Source organism: Embleya sp. NPDC005971, from assembly GCF_040629175.1.
GTDB lineage: Bacteria > Actinomycetota > Actinomycetes > Streptomycetales > Streptomycetaceae > Embleya.
Genome location: NZ_JBEXUX010000092.1, coordinates 1 through 21,569, shown reverse-complemented (window position 1 = coordinate 21,569; position 21,569 = coordinate 1). Strand labels below are relative to the sequence as shown.

19 protein-coding genes and 1 pseudogene are annotated in these 21,569 nt (G+C 72.2%); 11 read left to right on the top strand and 9 right to left on the bottom strand.

Annotated elements, in window-relative coordinates:
- Positions 1–85 precede the first annotated feature (85 nt).
- Positions 86–793 (top strand): alpha/beta fold hydrolase, encoded by a 708-nt coding sequence (locus tag ABZ374_RS43540; RefSeq protein WP_360323247.1) that lies wholly within the window; start codon positions 86–88, stop codon positions 791–793.
- On the opposite strand, the gene ABZ374_RS43535 is transcribed toward ABZ374_RS43540, so the two are convergent.
- From ABZ374_RS43535 to ABZ374_RS43525, 3 genes are all read right to left on the bottom strand, one after another.
- The gene (locus ABZ374_RS43535; RefSeq protein ID WP_360323245.1) at positions 787–2,589 is read right to left on the bottom strand and encodes a SpoIIE family protein phosphatase; all 1,803 of its coding nucleotides are present in this window, start codon (positions 2,587–2,589) and stop codon (positions 787–789) included. The two genes, ABZ374_RS43540 and ABZ374_RS43535, sit on opposite strands and share 7 nt — an antisense overlap.
- 114 nt (positions 2,590–2,703) lie before the next feature.
- Positions 2,704–4,059, bottom strand: a complete 1,356-nt coding sequence (locus tag ABZ374_RS43530) for a pyridoxal-dependent decarboxylase (RefSeq protein WP_360323243.1) — start codon at positions 4,057–4,059, stop codon at positions 2,704–2,706.
- 201 nt (positions 4,060–4,260) lie between these two features.
- Positions 4,261–4,728, bottom strand: coding sequence for an Lrp/AsnC family transcriptional regulator (locus tag ABZ374_RS43525; protein WP_360323241.1), 468 nt, complete (start codon positions 4,726–4,728; stop codon positions 4,261–4,263).
- A gap of 465 nt (positions 4,729–5,193) precedes the next feature.
- Between ABZ374_RS43525 and ABZ374_RS43520 the strand changes: the two genes are divergently transcribed.
- Entirely contained in the window at positions 5,194–5,841 is a 648-nt protein-coding gene (locus tag ABZ374_RS43520; RefSeq protein ID WP_360323239.1) for a hypothetical protein, read from the top strand.
- A 323-nt stretch (positions 5,842–6,164) separates the two neighbouring features.
- On the opposite strand, the gene ABZ374_RS43515 is transcribed toward ABZ374_RS43520, so the two are convergent.
- Both ABZ374_RS43515 and soxR read right to left on the bottom strand, forming a co-directional pair.
- Entirely contained in the window at positions 6,165–6,758 is a 594-nt protein-coding gene (locus ABZ374_RS43515; protein WP_360323237.1) for a class I SAM-dependent methyltransferase, read from the bottom strand.
- Positions 6,759–6,885: 127 nt separating this feature from the next.
- Positions 6,886–7,350 carry a redox-sensitive transcriptional activator SoxR gene (gene soxR / locus ABZ374_RS43510; RefSeq protein WP_360323235.1) on the bottom strand — a complete coding sequence of 155 codons (465 nt, stop codon included), beginning with the start codon at positions 7,348–7,350 and terminating at the stop codon, positions 6,886–6,888.
- Between the two features lie 92 nt (positions 7,351–7,442).
- Here soxR and fdxA point away from each other — a divergent pair, with 92 nt between their 5' ends.
- Positions 7,443–7,802, top strand: a complete 360-nt coding sequence (gene fdxA, locus ABZ374_RS43505; RefSeq protein ID WP_360323233.1) for a ferredoxin — start codon at positions 7,443–7,445, stop codon at positions 7,800–7,802.
- Between the two features lie 27 nt (positions 7,803–7,829).
- Here fdxA and ABZ374_RS43500 read toward each other — a convergent pair whose 3' ends face one another.
- On the bottom strand, positions 7,830–8,336 hold the full coding sequence (locus ABZ374_RS43500) for a MerR family transcriptional regulator (protein ID WP_360323271.1): 507 nt from the start codon (positions 8,334–8,336) through the stop codon (positions 7,830–7,832).
- A gap of 28 nt (positions 8,337–8,364) precedes the next feature.
- Between ABZ374_RS43500 and ABZ374_RS43495 the strand changes: the two genes are divergently transcribed.
- The 3 genes and pseudogenes from ABZ374_RS43495 to ABZ374_RS43485 form a co-directional block, all read left to right on the top strand.
- Positions 8,365–9,135, top strand: coding sequence for a methyltransferase domain-containing protein (locus tag ABZ374_RS43495; RefSeq protein ID WP_360323231.1), 771 nt, complete (start codon positions 8,365–8,367; stop codon positions 9,133–9,135).
- Between the two features lie 489 nt (positions 9,136–9,624).
- Complete coding sequence (locus tag ABZ374_RS43490; RefSeq protein ID WP_360323229.1) at positions 9,625–10,647, top strand: polyprenyl synthetase family protein; 1,023 nt, start codon at positions 9,625–9,627, stop codon at positions 10,645–10,647.
- Positions 10,648–10,968: 321 nt separating this feature from the next.
- A pseudogene (locus ABZ374_RS43485) lies at positions 10,969–11,169 on the top strand (helix-turn-helix transcriptional regulator); the annotation flags it as partial.
- A 57-nt stretch (positions 11,170–11,226) separates the two neighbouring features.
- On the opposite strand, the gene ABZ374_RS43480 reads toward ABZ374_RS43485, so the two are convergent.
- Entirely contained in the window at positions 11,227–11,706 is a 480-nt protein-coding gene (locus ABZ374_RS43480) for a methylglyoxal synthase (RefSeq protein WP_360323227.1), read from the bottom strand.
- A 209-nt stretch (positions 11,707–11,915) separates the two neighbouring features.
- Between ABZ374_RS43480 and ABZ374_RS43475 the strand changes: the two genes are divergently transcribed.
- From ABZ374_RS43475 to ABZ374_RS43465, 3 genes are all read left to right on the top strand, one after another.
- Positions 11,916–14,333: a WD40 repeat domain-containing protein gene (locus ABZ374_RS43475; RefSeq protein WP_360323225.1), complete on the top strand. Its 2,418-nt coding sequence runs from the start codon at positions 11,916–11,918 to the stop codon at positions 14,331–14,333.
- Between the two features lie 62 nt (positions 14,334–14,395).
- Positions 14,396–15,769, top strand: a complete 1,374-nt coding sequence (locus tag ABZ374_RS43470; protein ID WP_360323223.1) for a hypothetical protein — start codon at positions 14,396–14,398, stop codon at positions 15,767–15,769.
- A complete protein-coding gene (locus tag ABZ374_RS43465; RefSeq protein WP_360323221.1) occupies positions 15,766–17,709 on the top strand; it encodes a hypothetical protein in 1,944 nt (647 codons plus the stop codon). The genes ABZ374_RS43470 and ABZ374_RS43465 overlap by 4 nt, the downstream gene beginning before the upstream one ends.
- A gap of 13 nt (positions 17,710–17,722) precedes the next feature.
- Here the strand turns inward: ABZ374_RS43465 and ABZ374_RS43460 are convergent, their stop codons facing one another.
- On the bottom strand, positions 17,723–19,012 hold the full coding sequence (locus ABZ374_RS43460; protein WP_360323219.1) for an MFS transporter: 1,290 nt from the start codon (positions 19,010–19,012) through the stop codon (positions 17,723–17,725).
- Between the two features lie 54 nt (positions 19,013–19,066).
- Here ABZ374_RS43460 and ABZ374_RS43455 point away from each other — a divergent pair, with 54 nt between their 5' ends.
- The gene (locus ABZ374_RS43455) at positions 19,067–20,038 is read left to right on the top strand and encodes a DUF5937 family protein (protein ID WP_360323217.1); all 972 of its coding nucleotides are present in this window, start codon (positions 19,067–19,069) and stop codon (positions 20,036–20,038) included.
- Positions 20,039–20,221: 183 nt separating this feature from the next.
- On the opposite strand, the gene ABZ374_RS43450 is transcribed toward ABZ374_RS43455, so the two are convergent.
- Entirely contained in the window at positions 20,222–20,773 is a 552-nt protein-coding gene (locus ABZ374_RS43450; protein WP_360323215.1) for a carboxymuconolactone decarboxylase family protein, read from the bottom strand.
- Positions 20,774–20,906: 133 nt separating this feature from the next.
- On the opposite strand from ABZ374_RS43450, the gene ABZ374_RS43445 reads away from it, so the two are divergent.
- Positions 20,907–21,263 carry a helix-turn-helix domain-containing protein gene (locus ABZ374_RS43445; protein ID WP_360323213.1) on the top strand — a complete coding sequence of 119 codons (357 nt, stop codon included), beginning with the start codon at positions 20,907–20,909 and terminating at the stop codon, positions 21,261–21,263.
- The last annotated feature ends 306 nt before the right edge of the window (positions 21,264–21,569 follow it).

Here is a 21,569-nt window from a genome sequence, read left to right as displayed (position 1 = left end):
CCGGAAATCCGCCGAGCCCCGATCCCGGGCCTGTCGGGCCGTGTCCTCCCGCTGAGTGGCGGTGCCTCCGCGTAGGGTCCGGTGCATGGTGGATACCGCGTATGTGTTGGTTCCCGGGGCAGGTGGGGTTGCCTGGTATTGGCATCTGGTGGAGGCCGAACTGCGGGCGCGGGGGCGGGATGTGGTGTCGGTGGACCTGCCCGGTGCGGACGAGGCGGCGGGACTGGCGGAGTATGTGGACCTGATCGTGGCCGCCGCCGCGGATCGGGAGCGGGTCGTCTTGGTCGGGCAATCGCTGGGCGGGTTCAGTGCCTCGCTCGCGTGTGCCCGACTGCCGGTCGCCCTGCTCGTGTTGCTGAACGCGATGATCCCCGAGCCCGGCGAGAGCGCCGGCCGGTGGTGGGCCGCCACCGGCCAGGACGCGGCACGGCGGGACAACGACGAGCGCGCCGGCCGACCTGCCGACGCCGACTTCGACGCGCTCGTGTACTTCCTGCACGACGTCCCGCAGGCCCTGATCGACGAGGGCGAGGGCCGGCAACGCGGCGAGTCCGACGCGGTGTTCGGCACCGCGTGGTGGTTGCCCGCCTGGCCCGACGTACCCACCAGGGTCCTGGTCGGCCGCGACGACCGGTTCTTCCCCCTCGCCTTCCAACGCCGGGTCGCCCGAGAACGCCTCGGCGTGCTCGCGGACGAGATGCCCGGCGGCCATCTGCTCGCGCTCAGCCGCCCGGTCGAGCTGGCCGACCGCCTGGAGCGCTACCTGGCCGACGTCGAACGCCCGGGTCACTGACCCGGGTTCGCCGCCGCCGGCCCCGGGCCGCCCACCGGCCGTTGTCGCGCGGCCAGGACCGCGATGTCGTCCTCCGGCTTGTCGGTGACCATCCGGGCGATCAGCGTGTCCACCAGACGCACCAACGGGGTCTCGGCGGTCAGTCCCACCCGGGTCAGCCGCTGCAGCGATTCGCCGATGTCCTCGCCCCGGCGCTCGATCAGGCCGTCCGTGTACATCACCAGGACCCGCTCGGGTTCGCTGCGCCGACGCACCGAGGTGTAGCCGCCGAAGCCGGTGCCCAGCGGCGGTCCCACGGGGACGTCGACGAGTTCGGCCGTGTCGCCCGGGCCGACCAGCAGCGGCGGCAGATGCCCGGCGCTGGCGAAGGTGACCGCGCCCGCCGCCGGGTCGACCAGGACCAGCAGGCAACTCGCCACCCGTTCGATGCCGGCCTTGGTGCTGGTGCGGTCCACCGCGGCCAGAATCTCGTGCGGCTCCTGATCGGAGCGCGCCTGCACCCGCAACAGCGCCCGGAACTGGCTCATCTCCACCGCGGCCTGCACACCGTGGCCCATCACGTCGCCGACCGCGAGCAGCGTGCGACCGCCGCTGAGCGCGACCGCGTCGTACCAGTCGCCGCCCACCTCGACGCTGCTGCCCGCGGGTCGGTAGCGCGAGGCCAGTTCGATGTCGGGGTGCGGTGCGTCCGGGGCGGCCAACAGCGCGTGCTGGAGGGCGAGCGCGATGTCGTGTTCGTGTGCGTAGCGGCGGGCGTTGTCCACGCTGATCGCCCCGCGCCGGGCCAGGTCGCGGGCCAGCACCACGTCCTCGGTGGAGAACGCGTCCGCCGCGCCGTGCCGGGCCAGGCTGACCATGCCGATGGCGCTGCCGCGGGCGACGAGCGGCAGCGCGACGATCGAGTGCAGGCCGACCGAGCGGAAGATGTCGACGCGGTCGGGGCTGGACACCTCGCGGGCCAGTTCGTCGTCGCTCACCCGGTTGACCACCACCGGGCTGCGCTCGCTCAGGGCGCGCGGCACCATCGAGCCCTGTTGGTAGTCGACGTTCTCGCCGGGTCGGCGCAGGATCGCGGCCTGCTCGGCCATCCCCGGCCGGTGCGACAGCGCGGCGCGCCACATCCGGACCATGTCCTGTGGGGCGTGCGGGGTGCCGTTGGCGCCCTCGACCGCGAACACGTCCACCGCGGCCACGTCGCCGAGTTCGGCGACGAAGAGTTCGGCCAGTTCCTCGCAGGTCTCGACCAGGTCGAGGGTGGTGCCGACCCGGGTGGCGGCGGCGTCCAGGAAGGACAATCGACGGCGGGCCGCGTCCAGTTCCAACTGGGTGCGGCGGGACTCGGAGACCTCCAGGATGACGCCGGCCAGGCCGACCACCGCGCCCTCGTGCTCCAGGCGGTGGTAGGCGCCGTGCCACCAGCGACGGTCGGGCGGGCCCGCGTGGGTGATGCCGGTGGAGGTGGCCTCACGGGCCACGCCGTCGCGCAACACCGCCCGGAGAATCTCCTCCTGGGCGTCCACATCCGGGAGCACCTGGCCGATGGTGCGGCCCAGGTGCTCCTCGGCGGCGAGGCCGTTCATCCGGGCCAGGGCCGGGTTGACGTAGAGGTAGCGCAGGCCGGGGCTCATCACCGCGACCGCGGCGCGGGTGCCGTCCAGCAGGCCCTGGAGCACCGCGTACGCGCCCGCCTCGCGCGGGTCGGAGCCGTTCGCCCCGACCAGGCGCGCCACCGCGCCGGTCACGGCATCGACCTCCGGCACCGTCATCGGCGGGTCCGCGTACTCGTCCAGCGCCACGCCTGTCCTCTCCAGCCCCGGGTTCCCGTGAGGCGCCCGGCTCCCGGAAGCCGTCCATCGGGTTCCAGTCTGGGCCAAGGCAACCCGAACGCGCGAGCGGCAGGCCGCAGGGCGTTACATCATCGTGGCCAGGATCTCCTCGACCATCGCCATCGTGGTACCCGGATGCAGGAAGGCGAAGCGGGCCACCGTCTCGCCCTCCCAACCGGTCGGGGTGACGAAACCGACCTGGCCGGCGAGCAGTCGATGCGACCAGTCCAGGTAGTCCGGGGCGCTCCACCCGACGCGGCGGAAGAGCACGGCGGACAGCTCCGGATCGCGGATCAGTTCGAGGTGCGGGGTGGCGCGGATCAGCGCCGCGCTGTCCCGGGCCAGGGTGAGCGCGGTCTCGATCGCCTCGGTGTACGCGTCGGTGCCGTGCACCGCGAGCGAGAACCACAGCGGCAGACCGCGGGCCCGCCGGGTGAGGTGGTAGGCGTAGTCGGTCGGGTTCCACTCCTCGGGCGCGTCGGTGTGCAGCACGTCGAGGTAGGACGCGTCCTGGGTGTGCACGCCCCGGGCCAGGCTCGGGTTGCGGTAGACCAGCGCGGCGCAGTCGAACGGCGCGAACAGCCACTTGTGCGGGTCGACCACGAAGGAGTCGGCCAGCTCGATCCCGTCGTAGCGGGCCCGCACGCTGGGTGCGAGCAGGCCCGCGCCGCCGTACGCCCCGTCCACGTGGAACCACAGGTCACGCTCGCGGGCGACCGCGCCGATCCCGGCCAGGTCGTCGATGATGCCCGCGTTGGTGGTGCCCGCGGTGGCGACCACGCCCACCACGTCGTCCGCGTCCGGGTCGGCGGCCAGCGCGGCGCGCAGCGCCTCGCCGGTGAGGCGGTGGTCGGTGGTCTTCACCACGAGCGCGTCCACGCCGATGATCCGCAGCGTGTTGCCGATCGAGGAGTGCGCCTGGTCGCTGACCGCGATCCGCAGGCGGTCCCGGGCGGTGGCGCCGGTGCGTCGCCGACCCATGTCCCGAGCGACCACGAGCGCGGACAGGTTGCCCGCCGAACCGCCGCTGACGAAGCAGCCACCGGCGCTCGCGGGCAGCCCGGCCAGGTCCGAGATCAGCCGCAAGACCTGGTTCTCGGCGGCCACCGCGCCGGCCGCCTCCAGCCAGGAGATGCCCTGGAGGGACGCGCACGAGACGACCATGTCGAACAGCAGCGCGGCCTTGGTCGGCGCGGCCGGGATGAAGGAGAGGAAGCGCGGGCTGTCGCAGGAGATCACCGCCGGCGCGAGTTGGTCGGCGTAGATCGCCAGCACGTCGCCCGGGTCGTTGCCGCCGGCGCCGATCAGGCCGTCGAGCACGCGGTCGAGCTTGTCCTTGCGCCCGGGGTGGTCCAGCGGTACCGGATCCAACGCGAGCCGCTCGCGCATGTAGTCGAAGACCAGGTCGGCGAGGGCGGGGTCGTACCGGTGCATGCGCATGTGGGGCTCGGCAATCTCTCGGCGCGTTCGGGCGAGGCACCCGCGCAGGGTTGGGTACCCGGACGGGGGACTTTTCCCGCGCGGGGTGGCGTTCTCACGAAAGCCGGATGAGGGTGCCGGGTCGGTCTGCACCGGCAGTTCAAACCCTACGTACGCGTGTGCGACCGGGCCAAGAGGTCGATCTTGCGCGCCGACGCCGATCTATTGCGTCTCCACTCCCTGCCAGGCGGTTCCATTGCGCCTGACCAGCCGGGAAAGCACGACACAGCTCTTCGAGCGCACCACGAACGGCTCCGCCGCGATCCGCTCCAGGACCTGCTCGAAGTGCTGCACATCGGCGGCGAGCAGGTGGATCACCGCGTCCGCGTCGCCGGTGACGGTGCTCGCCGAGACCACCTCTGGGAACTTCGCCAACGCCTTGCCGATCTCGCTCGGCGAGGTGCGCCCGACGCAGTACAACTCGACGAACGCCTCGGTGGTCCAGCCGAGCGCGGCGGGCTCGACCGACGCGGAGAAGCCGGTGATCACACCGGTGGCCAGCAGCCGATCCACCCGCCGCTTGACGGCGGACGCGGACAATCCGACCCGGGCGCCGATCTCGGCATACGTCGAGCGCGCGTCGTCGATGAGCGCGGTGATGATCCGGTTGTCCAACGGGTCCAGCGCCATCGATCGGGTCTCCTGGGTACGGGTCGGGCGAGGTTCGGGCCGACGGGGCACAGTGACGGTAGCCCACTGCGGCTGCACCGCCCGATTCCCGCTTTCGCGGGGCGCTGCGTGCGGTCCTGTCGAGGAGTCGACGGGCGGTCGAAAATGGGAGGCGGGCGGGGAGGTTCGCGCCGTACGATGCTCCGTCCATCCGTACGATGCGCCCTCCGTCCGCCCGCCCGCCGCGGTTGCCGTCGGCGGCAGGCCGGGCGCCTGCCCACACCACGCCGGCTGCCGGGCGTCCCCGGCCGAAACCGTCCCCGCCGCGCTGTCGGAAGCGGCGGCTCTGGCGTGCGGAGTCCGCTTCGTGGCGCGTACGGACGTCGCAGGAGGGAGCACCGCCGCATAGCGTGCAGTTGTCGGGGGTCCGAAGTCGGCGAAGTGAACGCGCGCCGGGCTTCGGGGAGCAACAAAGGAGACTGAACGATGCCCATCAAGGTCACAGTGATCTACCGGGACACCGCCGAGGGTGTGCGCGCACAGGCCGACGCGGTGGCCGCGGTCGCCTGGAACACCGGCGCCGACGTCCGGCTGCGCCGCCTGCCCGGCGCCCGGACCGAGAATCCGCAGCCCGAACATCCGCAGGGCGAGGACCCAAAGGCCGAGCAGCCACACACCGAGCAGGCACACGCCGATCCGAAACCCGATCCGCCCGCGACCGCGCGAGACCTGAGCTGGGCCGACGTGATCGTGCTCGGCGCCCCGGCACGAGACCGCGAGGTTTTCGCCCTGCTCCGCAGCCTCGCCGACTCCGCCACCGCCTCGGCCACCGAATCGGCCGCCCGCGAGATGCGCAACGAATGGGAACGCCGCAGCGCCCAACAGGTGTTCGCGGTCTTCGTGACCACCCCGGCCCCCGGCACCCGGCACGGCGGCCTGATCCACAGCTTCGCGATCACCTACCGGCCCGCCCCCGGCTCCCCCGACCCCGCCCCACAACGCTCGATCACCACCCTCACCCCCACCCCCGCCGACGACCCGACCCTGCTCTCCCTCGACCTGGCCCGCATCCAGACCCGCCGCTGCGTGGAACTGGCCGCCGCCCTCCGCGCGGCCCGAACCCTACCGGTCTGACGCCGACCCGCGCCCGTGGCCCGATGTGGACCGGCTCACGTCACCCGGTGGATCCGGGGTGGTCGAGCGCTGGGTGGACCAAGGCGATCCGCCTGATCCGGGCCACCGCTTCGGGGGCGGCGGCCAGGGCGGGGAGGGCGTGCTGCCGGCCGGGGCGCCACGCCGAACCGGCGTTGACCGTCCTCTACCGCCCCGACCCGACCTGCCCGGGGTCGAAGCACCCCCGAAGCCCGGCCTCCCGGGCAACCCCGACGGATACGTCCACGCCCCATACGCGATGGTCGGGGCACGCGAACGCCCGTGCTTCGGGCGGTACTTACCGGTCAGCGGCGGCGGGTGGCCAGGATCATGCCGCCGGCGGTGGGGAGGTCTGCGGTCAGCAGGTCGGAGTGGGTGGTGAGGGTGGTGCGGACCGCGTCCAGGGCTTGGCGGTGGTCGGGGTGGGTGGCTCGGGTCGGGTCCATGTCGTCGACGAGGAGGATGCCGCCGGGGCGTAGCGCGGCGAGGGTGTCGGACAGGCCGGTCCATTTGCCGCCGGCCGCGTCGGCGAAGATCAGGTCGAAGGTGCCGAGGGTGGGCAGTAGTTCCTCGTTGTCGCCGATGCGGAAGTCGATGCCGTCCGGCCAGGGGAGCTCGGTGTTCCCGGCCGCGAGGTCGGCGTCGCGTTCGATGGTGGTGAAGGCGACGTCGCCGGGGCGGGCGAGGGCGGAGGCGATCCAGGCGGCGCCGACTCCGGCACCGGTGCCGAGTTCCAGGATGCGGCCGCCGGTGGGGACCGCGCCCGCGAGTACGGCGAGCAGGCGGCCGACTCCGGGCTCGCAGGACAACGGGAATTCGCGGATGCGAGCCGATTCCTCGGCCGCGAGCACCAACGCGGGACGGTCCGGATGGCGGTGATCCTGGTCGGGCTCGGTCATGGTCGCTTCCTCGGTGGTGAGTCGGCCGTATTCCTTGACCGCATCAGATTAGCTTCGAGGAGCGGTAGTGGGTCGTGCGAACCGGGGTCCGGCGGCGGGACGTCGGCCGAGCGTCGGGAGGCACGTCTCACAGTCGTCGGGGGCCGACACCATCCTCGGCGAGCGTGTCGCCGGGGTTGAGCAGAGCGCATGCCTTCATGGAGAGACATCCGCAGCCGATACACCCGGTGAGCTCGGTCTCGAGTCGCTCGATGGTCTGTCGACGCTGCTCCAGTCGACGCTTCCAGCCACGCGAGGCACGCTGCCACTCCTGGTGACTGGGCGGACGGTCGAGCGGGACGTCGGCGAACGCCTCCCGGAGGTCCTGCAACGGGATGCCGATCCGTTTTGCCACCGAGATCAAGGCGACTCGGCGAAGCATGTGCCTCGGGTAGCAACGCTGGTTGCGATCGTCGCGTTCGGACGCGATCAGGCCGAGCTCTTCGTAGAACCGCAGAGCGGAGACGGCCGCCCCGGTCCTGGCGCTCACTTCGCCGATGCTCAGCCAGTCGTCCGGGCGGGCCCGGACCTCACCGGAACGGTAGCTCGTCATGTGCACCCTCCCTGTTGACCTCAAGATTACTTGAGGCCCTACGGTCGGCTGCGTCCAAACGATACGAACGGCCGGGAGAGGATGGCAGCTCGATGACTTTTGTGATCGCTTTGCCCTGTGTGGACGTCACCGACAAGGCATGCATCGACGCGTGCCCCGTCGACTGCATCTACGAGGGAGAGCGCATGCTCTACATCCACCCGGACGAGTGCATCGACTGCGGCGCCTGCGAGCCGGTGTGCCCGGTCGAGGCGATCTTCCTCGAAGACGACACCCCGCAGGAATGGCGGCACTTCAACACCGTGAACGCCGAGTTCTTTTCTGATCTCGGCAGTCCCGGCGGCAGTGCGAAGCTCGGTCCGATCGCCCGGGACCATGCGATCGTGGCGGCGCTGCCGTCCGGGGGTGCCGCCGCCTCAGCCCCTTCCGATCCCGCCCCCGCAAAACGCTGAACCGGGCATCAGCGCCTTCGAGGTCGATCAGGAGTCGGTTCGGCCGCAACCCGGGATCGGCTCCGCGTACTTCGGGTGTGGGGAATCGGATGGGGATGCCGATGGCGGTTCCGTGCTCATGCGGTTCACGATCAGGCCGAAATGGGCGCACCGGGTGTAGTCCTCGCGGTCGCAGCCCAGGGCGCATTCGATGAGTGCGAGTGAAGCCTGCGCTGCTGCGATTCGGGAACGGAGTACCTCCGCCTCTTCGGAGAGGATGTTCCGTCGATTCGCGGCACCGGCCGTGGCGACCAACGAGCGGATGGTGTCGAGGGAGAGCCCTGCCTCCTTGGCGCGCAGGACGACCGTGACGCGGGCGACGTCCGCCGCGCCGTAGCGGCGGCGGTTCGCGGCGTCGCGGGCCGGGGCGAGGAGCCCCATCGTCTCCCAGTGACGCAGGACGTGCGTGGCCAGACCGAAGCGTGCGGCGAGGGCGCCGATGCTCATCGGGCCGCGCGCACTGTCGTCAGGTGTCCTGTGCTCGCTTGACTTCATGCCGACATTAAGTCCCAGGCTGTCGCTCATGACCAGGGAGACGGAACAGAAACGCCCGCCGACCGACGGCCTCGTCGCGCGACTCGACGAGGCCGATCGCCTGCCCGGCGCCGAGGAACTACGCCTTTTGTCCTACGACTTGCTCGGGGCCGGAGCCGGGGCGTGTGTGGTGGACGTGGGGTGCGGTGCCGGACGAGCTGTCGCGGAGCTGGTCGAGCGGGAGGTGCAAGCCGTGGGCGTGGACGCGAGCGCGCAGATGATCGCCGTCGCCCGCGGCCGGTGGCCCGAGGCGGAGTTCCGGATCGCGGACGCGTACGAACTGCCGCTGCGGGACGCTTCGGTGGACGGCTATCGAGCCGACAAGGTATTCCATGAACTGGCGGAACCCGAGCGGGCGTTGGCGGAGGCCCGCCGAGTTCTCCGGCCCGGCGGGCGGATCGTGCTGGTCGGCCAGGACTGGGACGCCTTCGTCATCGACTCCGACGATGCGCCCCTCACCCGCACCATCACGTGCGCCCGCGCCGACCTGATCGTCGGCCCGCGGGCGGCTCGCCGGTACCGCAACCTGCTGATGGACGCCTGCTTCCGCGACGTGACGGTCCGGGCACCCACCGGCGTGTACACCGGATCGGCCGGGTTGCCCCTGCTCACCGGACTCGCCGAGGCTGCCTGCTCCGCCGGCGCCGTCACGCGCGAGCAGGCGGACGGATGGATCGCCGACCAACGCGCGCGGGCCGAAGCCGACCGACTCTTCCTGGCCGTGCCGATGTTCGTGGCCGCGGCGACCGCACCGCACTGACATGGTGGCCACCCGGTCGGGTACCGGCCGGAGCCCCACCCGACCATGCCGGCCGGACACCGGCCGCCGAGCGGCGATTGTCCGAACCCGACTTGGCACCACAGGTGTGGAACGAAGCCTCGCGCAGCGATCCGCAGGGGGTCCGGCGGCGAACACCGCGCCCCACGGCAAGACTTCGCGCGGCAGGATCCCCGCTCGGCCCGTGGGTATCGCGGTGAAACCACGCGATGGTGGGGTGTGGGAGCGCGGATTCCCGTTCGGGTGGATGCGCGCCGGCGTGATGCTTCCGTGCCCGGCTGTCGGCGGCCCGCCGGGGTCTGTTGGGTTGGTCCGGGCGCCGGCGAGCGTCTGGAACATGCGTCGCCCCCATCCGCTTCGGCGCCCGAGGGGCCACGCTCCGGGGGCGATACAGGGGGTTCGCAAGCTGTGACCGAGACACCACAGGTTTCCTCGACGGCTCACAAGCGTCGATCGACCGGGCGGGCGCACATGACCGGCGCGCCTGCCCCGTACGAGTTGTCCGATCGGCCGATCGTGGACGTACCGGCGGTCCTGGCCGCCGAGTTCGCCCGTCGTTGGCCGCGATCAGCCGACGGCATGGCCGCGGTGCATCGGTACGCGCTGTTGCCGACCGGCAAGTTGTTGCGGCCCGCGCTGGTGATGTACGCGGCGCTCGCGGTCGGCGGCGAGGTCGAACACGCGCTGCCCGCCGCCGTCGGCATGGAGTGCGCGCACACCGGCAGCCTGGTGCACGACGACATCGTCGACGCCGACGAGGAGCGGCGCGGCCGGCCCTCGGTGCACGTCGCCTACGGTCCCGAGCGGGCCATCATCGCGGGCAGCAGCCTGTACTTCGCCTGGTTCCGCGCGCTCGCCGAATGTGCGCGCCACGGCGTGCCCGGTGAGCGCATCGCCCGCGCGATGACGGCGCAGGCCGAGGGCGGATACGCGATGTGTCAGGGCGTGTTCGACGAACTCGGCCTCGCCGGAGACCTGGACTGCCCGGTCGAGGACTACCTCACGATGGCCGGCGGCAAGACCGGCGCGCTGCTGTCCACGTCCTGCCGGGTGGGCGCGATCCTGGGCGGCGGGACCGACTCGGCGGTGGAGGCGCTGGGCGCGTTCGGGCGGCACGTCGGCCTGGCCTTCCAGATCCGCGACGACCTGCTCCCCTACGACGACGCATCCGCCGCCACGATGGGCAAACCCTCCGACAGCGACGTGTGCAATCACCGTCCGACGCTGCCGGTACTGCTCGCCCACGAACGCGGCAGCAGCCGGCAGCGCGCCGAGATCCGGCACGCCCTCCTGCACGAGAACAATCCGGCGACCGCGCTCGCCCGGATGCGCGCGCTGGTGGCGGTCACCGGCGCCGGCGCCGAGGCCCGAGCCTTGGCCGACAGCTACGAACGCAGCGCCCGGGACGCGATTTCCTGGCTTCCCGTCAACCCGTACACCGAGGTGCTCAGCCACTGGTCCCGCCGGGAACCCGGCCCGCCCGCGGCCGGTTGACCCCACCGACCCGCACCCGCCTCCGTCGACCGACGCGACGACGGAGGCGCGGTCGATCGCTCTCTGCGGTCGATCGCTCCCTGCGGTATCGGCGCTCCCGGCCCGCACATCCCGGCGGCGCCGAAGCGGGATCGCCGCCGTCCCGCTCCCGGTAGGTTGGCCGGCACGAGCGGGCACGAACCGATCCCAAAGCCTGGAACTCACCCGAGAATGGCCCGAATCGCCGCGCTGGGTGCGGCGGGGCTCGAAAGGTTGACCGACGTGACGGACGGGCCCGAAGCGACAGCACTCCCGAAGGCGACCACGACCGGCACCGCGCATCCCGATCGGCTCACCGATCGTGAAGTGGAGGTGCTGACGCTGATCGCGAACGGACTGAAGAACGCGGAGATCGCCGGCACGCTGTGCATCGGCGAGGCGACCGTGAAGACACACATCAACAACGCCTTCGCCAAGATCAACGTGCGCAATCGAGCCGACGCGGTGCGCTACGCGTATCGCATGGGGCTGTCCCGGCCCTGAGCGTACGGTTCGGAGCGTACGGTTCGGTCGGGCGCCGGGCCGGCCTCGCCGCGCCGCCTATGCGGCCAGCGGCGCGAACACCGGTGAACCGGGGCGATCCGGGTCGTCCGCGATCGCCAACAGCGGCGAGGTGATCACGAAGTCGGCCGTCGCCCGGTTGCAGGCCACCGGGATGTCCGCCAGGACCGCGAGTCGCAACAGCGCGCGCACGTCGGGCTCGTGCGGCTGAGGGCTCAGCGGATCCCAGAAGAACACCAACAGGTCCACGGCGCCCTCGGCGATCCGCGATCCGATCTGTTGGTCGCCGCCGAGCGGGCCGCTGCGGAACCGGATGATCTCCAGGTCGAGTTCGTCGGCGAGGATGCCGCCGGTGGTCCCGGTCGCGTACAGGCGGTGCCGGGTCAGGGTCTCGCGGTGGGTCCGGGCCCAGGCGAGCATTTCCGGCTTGCACCGGTCGTGTGCCACGAGGGCGATGCCGCGCTCGCGTTCGTGCGGGTGGTTCGGGTCGAGCAGGTCGTTCGGTCGGGTCACAGGCATCTCCGGTGTGCTGGGCTTTGGCATGCCCCCAGTCTCGCCACCGCGTGTTGCGTCGGCGTGGCCGGGACATGACGCCCACAAGAAGACGAACCGATCATGTCGCCGGTCGGCCCGACCACCCACGGCGGGCCCGGCCGGCGGCGACATCCGGCGGGCCCGTCTTGGGCATTCGGCTGCGCGCCCGGTGTCGAGCCGGCCAGGATGGGCGGGTGGGCGGACCTTCGACGAATCTTCGGCACGCCGCGCCCGACCCGCGCGAGCGCCGACCGCGACGAGTCGCCGACGCGTTGCTCCGCGCCGCGGCGGCGGCCCTGCCCGCCGCGCCGAACCCGTATCTCGTCTATCACCTCCCCGAACACCTCGCGGAGGCCGGCACGTGGGACGAGGTCGCCGCGATGCCCGAGTTGCTCGACCGGCTCGACCCCACCTCGCTCGCCGCCGCCGCGCTCGGCTCGGCACTCGACCGGGACGAGGGGCTGCCCGCGGACGTGGTCGCGGTGCTCGCCGCCGCCAACTATCTCGACGAAGTGCCGGTGGCGGACCGTGCGTTCGCGCGGCAGGCAATGCTTCGCCGGTTCGATCCGGACCCCCCGCCGCATGCCCGGCGGCCGGATTCGAGCGGTGCGGGCGACGAGTGGGAGGTGGGCTGGAGCCGGGTGCGGCCCGCGACGGTGCATCGCACCCTGACCGAACTCTCCGGGTCGATCTGCGCTCTCACCGCCCTCACGTTGCGCGACAACGGGCCGGTGCTGGCCGGGATGAACACGAGCGGCACCGTCCTGGCCTGGGACGCCGACAGCGGACGGATCATCGGCCAGGCCCCGCCCGGGAACGGACTCGCGCACGCCTTGGCGGCGTTGCCGATGCCCGGTGGTCCGGTCGTCCTCGCCTTCGTCGACGACGATGCCCGGGTGTGTCTGTGGGATCCGCGCACGGGCGACCGGCTCGCCACACCCGGTCTCGACCGGGAGAACGACATACGTCACCTGGCTCCCATCCCGTTGCCCGACGGCACCACCCTGCTCGCGGTCACCGACCGCCTGGAACGAATCCGCCTGTGGCACCCCGGCACCGGCGACCTCCTGGACCTCCGGGACACCGAGCTGCTGCCGGCCTGCACCCTCGTGAGCGTGCCGTTGACCCAGGTCGCCACGTGTCTCGTGTTCGTCACTCCCGACGGACTGGTGCGCCGTCGGATACCGGACGCCCGCACCGCGGGGTCCGCCGACCCACCCGTCACCACGGCGATCCTGCCGCTCCCGAACGGGCAGTCCACGATCGCCACGGCAAGCCTGCGCGGCCTGGTACGACTGCACAATCCGTTCCGGGGACTCGGCGGCACGCTCTACCGCCGGGCCATGGACGCGGTGAGCGTACTGGTCACCCTGCCCATCGTCGGTCGCCCACCGCTGCTGGCCGTCGGCGATCGCGACGGAACGGTGCGGCTGCTCGACCCGATCGTCGACGACTCGTTCCAGCGCCGGATGACGGGTCACACCGCGGCCGTGACGGCGATGACCGCGATCCCGCAGTCGCACGGACGCTCGGCCCTGCTCGCGACCGCTGCCGACGACGGCACCGTGCGGCTGTGGTTTCCCGAGTTGCGCCGCTTCGCCGCGGCGGGACCGACCCCCCGGGAGGCACCGACGATTCCGGGCGCGATCACGGCGATGACCGCCGCGGTCGACCGGCACGGCGCCACCCGGCTGGTCACCGCCGGCCGGACGGGGGAGATACGTGTGTGCGATCCCGAGACCGGTCGAGACCCGACCTCGCGCATTCCGATCCGGCGGGAGTCGGATCCGATCACCGTGGTGATCCCACCATCCGCCCGACATCGAGTGTTGTCCGGAGTCACCCCGAACCTGGCCGTGTGCCTCTGGGATCCGCGTACCTGCCGACCGGATCGCGGCCCCGAGCACCAACGCACCCATCGGCGCTGGGACACGCTGCCGTGGGCCCGGTACCACAACCCCACCTTCGCGTCCGCGGCAACGCTTCCTTGGAACGCCGAACACAGCATGCTCGCCATCGCCGAGGTCTCGGGCACGGTGCACCTGTGGGAGCTCGATCCACCCCGGATGCTGGACGTGTCCTTCGACAGCGGCCGACCGGACATCCATGGTCTGCTCCCGATCCCACGACCGGACGGACCCGCCCGGCTGGCGATCGCCCACCGGGGGACCGCGAACCTGACCCTGTGGGATCCCGAGGACGGATCGGCCCGGACCCACCGACTCCCCGAGGAGCTGCCCGCGACGAACCTGACCGCCGTGCCCAGGCCCGGCGGCGGCACGTGGGTCGCCGTCACCGGCATCGACAACGCGGTTCGACTGTGGGACCCGGCCGACGGCCGAACCATCCCGCGGCGGCTCGACGCCCACGTGCGAACCACCGTGACCGCCGTCGAACCGCTGCCCGCCCCCGACGGCGACACCCTGCTCGCGGTGGGCGACAGCGGGGGCCGGGTCCGACTCTGGGACCCGACGTCTGGGCGGGTGGCGCACGTACTGGCGGTCGGCGTGGAGGTGCTCGCGCTCGCCGCGCTGGGTTCGGATCTGGCGATCGGTGGGCGCGCGGGACTGTGGTTCGCGCGACGGACGGGAGTGGTCGCGTCGCGCGCTTGACGACTTCGGCCGGGGCTCGGGAAAGGACGAACAACGCGGTGCAGCCTGGAATCGGGGGGAAGATGAACGACGCGGTGATCGTGCTGCCGGGAATCATGGGCAGCGAGTTGGTGGAGGCGTCCACCGGGCGCACGTTGTGGGGACTGGCCGACGCCGGTTGGTACGCCCGGGCCTGGACCACCGGCGCCTCGCTGCGGGCGCTGGCGGTGACCGACGCGGAACGCGCCGGGCGGGCGGGCCGCATCCGGGCCACCCGGCTGCTGCACGCCCCGGCCTGGGCTCCCATGCTGCGCGGCTTCGAGCCGTACACCGCGCTGGTCCAGGCGGTCCGGCGCAGCGCCGCCGATCCCAGCGCCGTGCTCGAATTCCCGTACGACTGGCGGCTGTCCGTCGAGTACAACGCGGGTCTCCTGGCGATCGCCGTCCACGAGCACCTGCGTCGTTGGCGACGCCACCCGCTGGGCGGACCGGATGCGCGACTGGTGCTGGTGGCGCACTCGATGGGCGGACTGATCGCCCGCTACTTCGCCGAAGTGCTGAACGGTTCGGCCGAGTTGCGTGCGCTGATCACCCTGGGTACGCCGTTCTTCGGCTCGGTCAAGGCGGTCCACCTGCTCGGCACCGGCACCGGGACGCCGCTCCCGCTCCCACAGACCCGGCTGCGCCGACTGGCCACCACGCTGCCCGGGCTGTACGACCTGTTGCCGTCCTACCGCTGCGTGGACGAGGGCTCCTCGATCCGTCGGCTGACCGCCGCCGACGTCGCGAGGCTGGGTGGTGACGAGTACTTGGCCGGCGAGGCGTTGGCCCGGCGCGAGCGGTTGCTCGGCGCGGGGTCGTGGGAGACGTTGTGGCCCGCGATCGGGGTGGCACAGCCGACCATGCAGTCCCTGCTGCTCCGCGACGGCGTGGCCGAGCCGCGCCCGGTGACCTGCCGGACCGAGCCTGACGGCCGGATCGAGCGCGTCGATCGCGGCGGCGACGAGACCGTGTACCGCGAGGCGGCGTTCCCGGCCGCGGCCAAGCCGTTCGCCTTCGTCCAGACGCACGGCGCGTTGCCCGGCACGCGCGAGGCGATCGCGCACGTCTGCGCGGTCCTCGACCATCGGGATCTGGGCCCCGAACTCGCGGCCGACGCGCAGCCGTTGGCGTTGCACGTGGCCGACTCGGTGGCGGCCGGCACGGCGCTGGACATCGTGCTCGACGGGGTGGCCGACCCGGCCGCCGTGGATGTGCGTGTGGTCGACGTGGCCACCGGCGTGATGTTGCCGCGTGCGCTGCCGATGCCTCGGGACGGCCGGCTCATGGTGCGTCAGATCCTGCCGGTGGAGGGCCTGTTCCGGGTGCTGGCGAAGGCCGGCGGGCAGTCCGCGGTCACCCAGCTGGTCCTGGCGAGCGATCCCAGCGCGCCGTTCGACCCGGCCGAGGACGCGTGAGCGAGCGGCACCCGGGGCCGGCGTTCGACGTCTTGTCGGTGCCGATCGGTCGGTACGCGCACCATCCCGAGGTGCCCGCGGTGGAGGCGGCGGCCGAAGTCGCCGACCTGCTCGCGGGCCTGGGTGGTCGACACCGTCCGTGGTTGCCGGCGGACCCGATCCGCGACACCACGGCCGTGTTGGCGCGGTTGCACGAGTGGTCCGCGCCGCAGGATCCGCGCTGTTCGGTGCTGTACTGGAGCGGACACGGCGAGGCGCTGGACGGTGGTGCGTGGCTCGCGGTGTACAACACGGATCGGCACATCCGCTCGGGTGGCATCGGCCCGGAGACGTTCGCGGATCACGTGCTCCTGGAATGGCGGCGCCGCGCGGCCGATCCGGCGGCGTGGATGCTCGTGGTGATCGAGGCGTGCGGCGCGGAGCGCTTCGCGAACCTGGTCGCGTCCCGCCTCCTGGGGCACGAGTTCACCCCCGAGCGTTGCGCGATCATCGGCGTCAGCGAAGGATCCGGGGCAAGCCACCTGGGCCGCTTCGCCACCGTGTTGGCCGCGACGATCGAGGCGTACACCGTCAACGATCCGGTGCTCAGCCTCAAGGACTTCGTCTCCGCGTTGGAGGATCGGCTCGGCGACCACGGCACCGTGCTGTCCCTCAAACCGCATCTGGCACCGCCGATCCCCCGGCCGGCCCGCCCGCTGGCCCCGGTCGCGGCGCCCTTCGACGTGTATGCCGAACTGCTGCGCTACATCGCCGAGTTGTCACCGGACGAACGTGGCCATTTCCTGCCCAAGGCACAGGGTGCCGACGGTCTGGAACAGGGCGAGCCCGCGTGGTACTTCGTCGGCCGCGAGGCCGAGCGCGCGGCCGTCGCCCGCTGGTTGCGCGAGACCGGGCACGGGCTGCTCGCGGTCACCGGCCGGGCCGGATCGGGCAAGTCGGCGTTGCTCGGGCACATCCTGGTGCACACCACCCCGCGGCTGCGCGAACTGCTGCTGCGCGGCGGTGATCTGCGGCCCGCGCCCGAGGGGGAGTTCGGCGCGCCGGGAGACGAGATCCGCTTCGACGCGGTGATCCACCTGACCGGGACGACCGTGGCCGAACTGGTGCGCCGGCTGGCCGATGCGCTGGGCCTGGGCCTGCCGGTGACCGGGATCTCGGTCGGCTCGGATGTGGAGTGGCTGCTGACGGCGCTGGCCGGTCGCGAGAACACGTGCACGATCCTGGTGGACGCGCTCGACGAGGCACAGGAGCCGGTCACCATCGCCGGTTCGGTGCTGCGTCGGATGGCCGCGCTGCCCGGGATGCGGATCGTGGTGGGAACCCGGGCCTCCACACGCGAGGCCGTCGACGCGCACACCGAGGATACCGATCTGCTCACCGCGCTGGACGCGACCGGCACGCGCGTGGTGGTGACCCGTGATCGACACTCCGTCGGCGCATACGTGGAGCAACGACTGACCGCCGCCCGCGCCCGGGGCCGGCTCGCCGTGGACGACGCCACGATCACCTCGGTGGCCCGGCTGATCCGGGACCAGGACCGCGAGTTCCTGTACGCGCGCCTGGCCGTGCACGAACTGCTCGCACAGCCGGACCTGTTCGACCCGGACCGGGCCGAGGACCTGCGCGACCTGCTCTCCCGCGATCACCGGGCGTTGTTCGCGGTCGCGGTCGCCCGGTTGCGGGCGCGGGCCCGGACCGCCTATCCCCTGCTGGAGGCGCTCGCCGTGGCGCGCGGCCGGGGGTTGCCGCGCGCGGACCGGATCTGGGCGCTCGTGGCGAGCGCGCTCGACGAGGACCGGCCGGTGCACGAGGCGGACATCGACGATCTCCTGGTCGCCGCGTCGCCGTACATCATGCTGGACGCCGAACACGCGCAGAGCGTCTACCGTCTGGCCCACCGCACCTTCGCCGAGCACTTCCCGACCGGCGCCCCCGGTTGAGGAGCCGGCCCGGTCAGCCCTTCGCGGCCGGCGCCTCGGGGCGCGCGCCGGCGGCCACCACCAGGGTCGGGCCTTCGGGAAGTACGCGCAGGGTACGCACCGGCGAGCAGAAGACCGGAAGGAAGCCCAGCGCCAGGCACACCCCGCCGACCCACATCGCGGTATGCACACCGGCGAATTGGCCGATCAGCGCAGCGGCCACCGCGCCGATCGCGGAGGCCCCGGTGAGCAGGCAGCGGAAGGTCGCGTTCATCCGGCCGAGCAGCGCGTCGGGGGTCAGGCGTTGCCGCAGGCTGACCCCGAGCACGTTGTCCACGCCCATCTTGGCGGTGGCCAGGAACCAGCCGAGTCCGGCGACCACCAGCCACGGACCACGATCGATCAGCGGGATCAGCAGCCCGGCGGGGGCCAGGCACAGTCCGGCCAGGCCCAGCGTGCGGCCGAAGCCGAGCCGGCCGGAGATCGGCCGGGCACAGCGGGCGCCGACCAGGACGCCGAGCCCACCGAGTGCCAGATAGAGCCCCAACGCTCCTGCGGGAAGGTCGAGTTCCCGGACGAATACGACCGGCAGCAGCACGTTGACCAGTTGCGACCCGAAGTTGGTCAGCGCCGCGGTGCAGGCGAGGGCCCGCAGTTCGGGGCGACGAACCACGTGGCGCAGTCCCTCGGCGATCTCGGTCCGCAGCCGGCGTCGGGCGCCGCCGGTGACGGCCGGTGCGCCGTCCGCACGGATCCGGGCGAGCCCGAGGCCGGAGGCGAGGTAGCCGACCACGGTGCACACCAGCGCCACCGGGGCCGCGACCAGTTGGATCAGGAAGCCGCCCGCGCTGCGGCCGGCGATGTTGGCGCTCGCCATCAGGCTGACCATCGCGGCGTTCGCCGACACCAGCGCCTCGCGACCGACCAGGTGCGGCAGGAAACTCTGCGACCCGACGTCGAAGAACACGGTGGCGCAGCCGTTGAGCAGGACCACGGCGTACAACTGGGGCAGGGTCAGCGCGTCCAGCCACCAGGCCACCGGGATCGAGCCGATCAGCGCGGCGCGGACCAGGTCGGCGACCATCATCACCCGGCGCCGGCGCATCCGGTCCACCCAGGCGCCGGCGGGCAGGCCGATCAGCAGGAACGCGACGGTGCCGAGCGCGGCGAGGGCGCCGACCTGGCCGGGGCTCGCGTCCAGGGCCGCGACGGCGATCAGCGGGACGGCGACGTAGCCGATGTTGGTGCCCAGTTCGCTGAGCGCCGCCGCGGTGAACAGCGTGCGGAAGTCGGCGATGCGCCAGGGGGAGTGCGGTTGGCTCATCCCTGCAGCCTGCCGGGCGGTACCGACGGCACCCAATCATTTAGCCTGGACTGAATGATCGAGATCGAGTTCACCCCGGAGGACGTGGCCCGCACCCGCTTCGTGATCTCCCCGCTGTGGGAGGTGATCGCGAGCGTGCGGATCCTCAAGGGTGCCGACGAAGCGGGCATCCACCGCGCCTGGACGGATCAGGTTCGTCCTCGGTTGGCCGCCGCGAAGGTGGATCTGACGCCGCTCACCGAGCTGATCCCGGTGCCGACCCGGGCCCTCGCGGGCTTCCTGTGCCCGCCGCCGACCACGCCGTTGACCTCGCTGGACGTCGAGCTGGCCACGCTGCGCGCCACGCCGCTCGAATTGCTGCGCACCAGCTCGGAGGTCGCGCCGGAGCGGATCGCCGCGCTGCGGGCGGACCCCGAGCGCGAGTTGGGGCGGTTGGCGGAAACGATCGAGGCGTACTGGGAGTTGGCGCTCGCGCCGTACTGGCCGCGGATCCTGACCTTGCTGGAGGGCGACATCCTCTTTCGCGCCCGCCGGCTGGTCGAGGGCGGCGCACGCGGCCTGTTCAACGACCTGGATCCGCAGGTGGCGTGGGACGCGGGCATGCTCCAGATACAACACCGGTTCGCCCGCGGTCGGCGCACGCTGGACGGGCTGGGGCTGCTGCTGGTGCCGTCCGCGTTCGTGTGGCCGAGGGTGTTCTCGGTGCTGGATGGCCGCTGGCAGCCCACCCTGCGCTATCCGCCGCGCGGCATCGGCACGTTGTGGGATCCGCCGCGCACGCCCACACCCGACGCACTCGCCGGTGTCCTGGGCCGCTCGCGAGCCATCCTGATCGCCGAACTCACCACCCCGGCCTCGACCACGGACCTGGCCCGCCGAACCGGCCTGACCCCGGGCGGCGTCTCCCAACACCTGTCCGCACTGCGCGCCGCGGGCCTGGTCGCCGGCCACCGAATCGGCCGCGAGGTGCTCTACGCGCGAACCCGGGCGGCGGAAACCCTGCTCGGGGCGGCCGGATCGGGGTAGGTACGAGGCCGAGCGTCGGCTGTCCGCATCGACCCGCGCCGCGCGCCGGCAACCGCGCGCTGGGCTTGGGCTGCTCCCCCGCGCCCGCCGGCCGGCACCGAACGACCGGCGCGAGGGGAGGCCGCGATCACCGGCTTCCCGACCGAGGTCGAGGCCGGGCATCGACGGTAGCCGCGCGAGTGTTCACGCCTGCGGATACGGCGCGGCCCACTCCTCCGCCGGCAGGCGCAGGGCGTTGGCCACGTAGGCGATCGTGCGGTACCAGCCCGCCAGGACCAGGATCTCCACGATCTCCCGATCCGTGAACGCCGCCCGCAGTTCGGCCCACGTCGCGTCGGTGAGGTCGGCGCCGTCGTGCAGTTCGTCGACCACCTGCACCAGGACCGCCTGCCGTCCGGTCCACGCGCCCGCGTCGTCGAAGACGGTGGCCCGAAGCCGGCCCGGAGTCAGGCCGACCCGCTCGCCGAACACCTCGGCGTGCACGCCCCATTCGTAGGAACACCCGGCCCGGGCGCACACCCGCTGCACCACGATCTCCCGCTCGACGGCCGGCAGCGTGCCGTGCGCCAGCAACCCCGAGCCGACCACGCGCATCCGCGAGGCCAGCTCCGGGTGATACTCCAGCACCCGGAACAACGCAAGCGGCTCACGGTCGCGAGCAGGCCCCATCCAGCGGGCCAACGCCGCCTCGGTTTCAGCGGCGTAGGGCGGCGACAACGGGGTGATCCGCGACATGGACGCGCTCCTGCACTGGCCGGGACGGCCTCTGGGCCGGGGCCGAGACGACCCCGCGCATGCTTCGCTTTCAGAAGCACTATGCTGCTTTTGAAAACGAAGCGCAAGGGGCGGAACGAAGGGCGGCGCACCCGTGGACGGCGAAACCGACGAGCACGCCATCCCGCTACCGGGCGGCCCGGTCCGCGGCTCGACCACCGGGCGCGCACCGATGGCCGCGCTCGACCTGCTCGGCCGGCGCTGGATCATGCGCCTGATCTGGGAACTGAGCCGCGAGCCGGCAGGCTTCCGCGCCCTGCAACGCCGCTGCGACGACATGTCCTCCAGCGTCCTCAACACCCGCCTACGCGACCTGGTCAACGCCCGAATCGCCACCCAGGACCCCAATGGCCACTACGAACTCACCCCCATCGGCGTGCAGTTGGTCGACGCCTTGAACCCACTTCTGACCTGGTCGACCACGTGGGCCCGGGAGCTGGAGAAGAACTGAACACGTCCGGCCGATGCCGACGCACGAGGAGCGGAGGAATTGCTCGACCTCGGACGCGGGTGGACTTGTGCTCGGCGGGGGAGCGGGTGGGTGCTTTTGTTGGGTTCGCCGGGGGCTTTGCGGGTGGGTCGGGTGTTTGCGGGTGTTTGCGGGTGGGTCGGGTGTTTGCGGGTGGGCCGGGCCGTTTCGGCCGGCGGTCGCGTCCTGCTCAGGTCGGGCACGGGTGGCTTTGTGCTAAACGGTCGGCGTGGATTGGCGGAGATTGACCCGGTCCCACGGTCACCGGCGGTCAGGAGCCCTGAGATC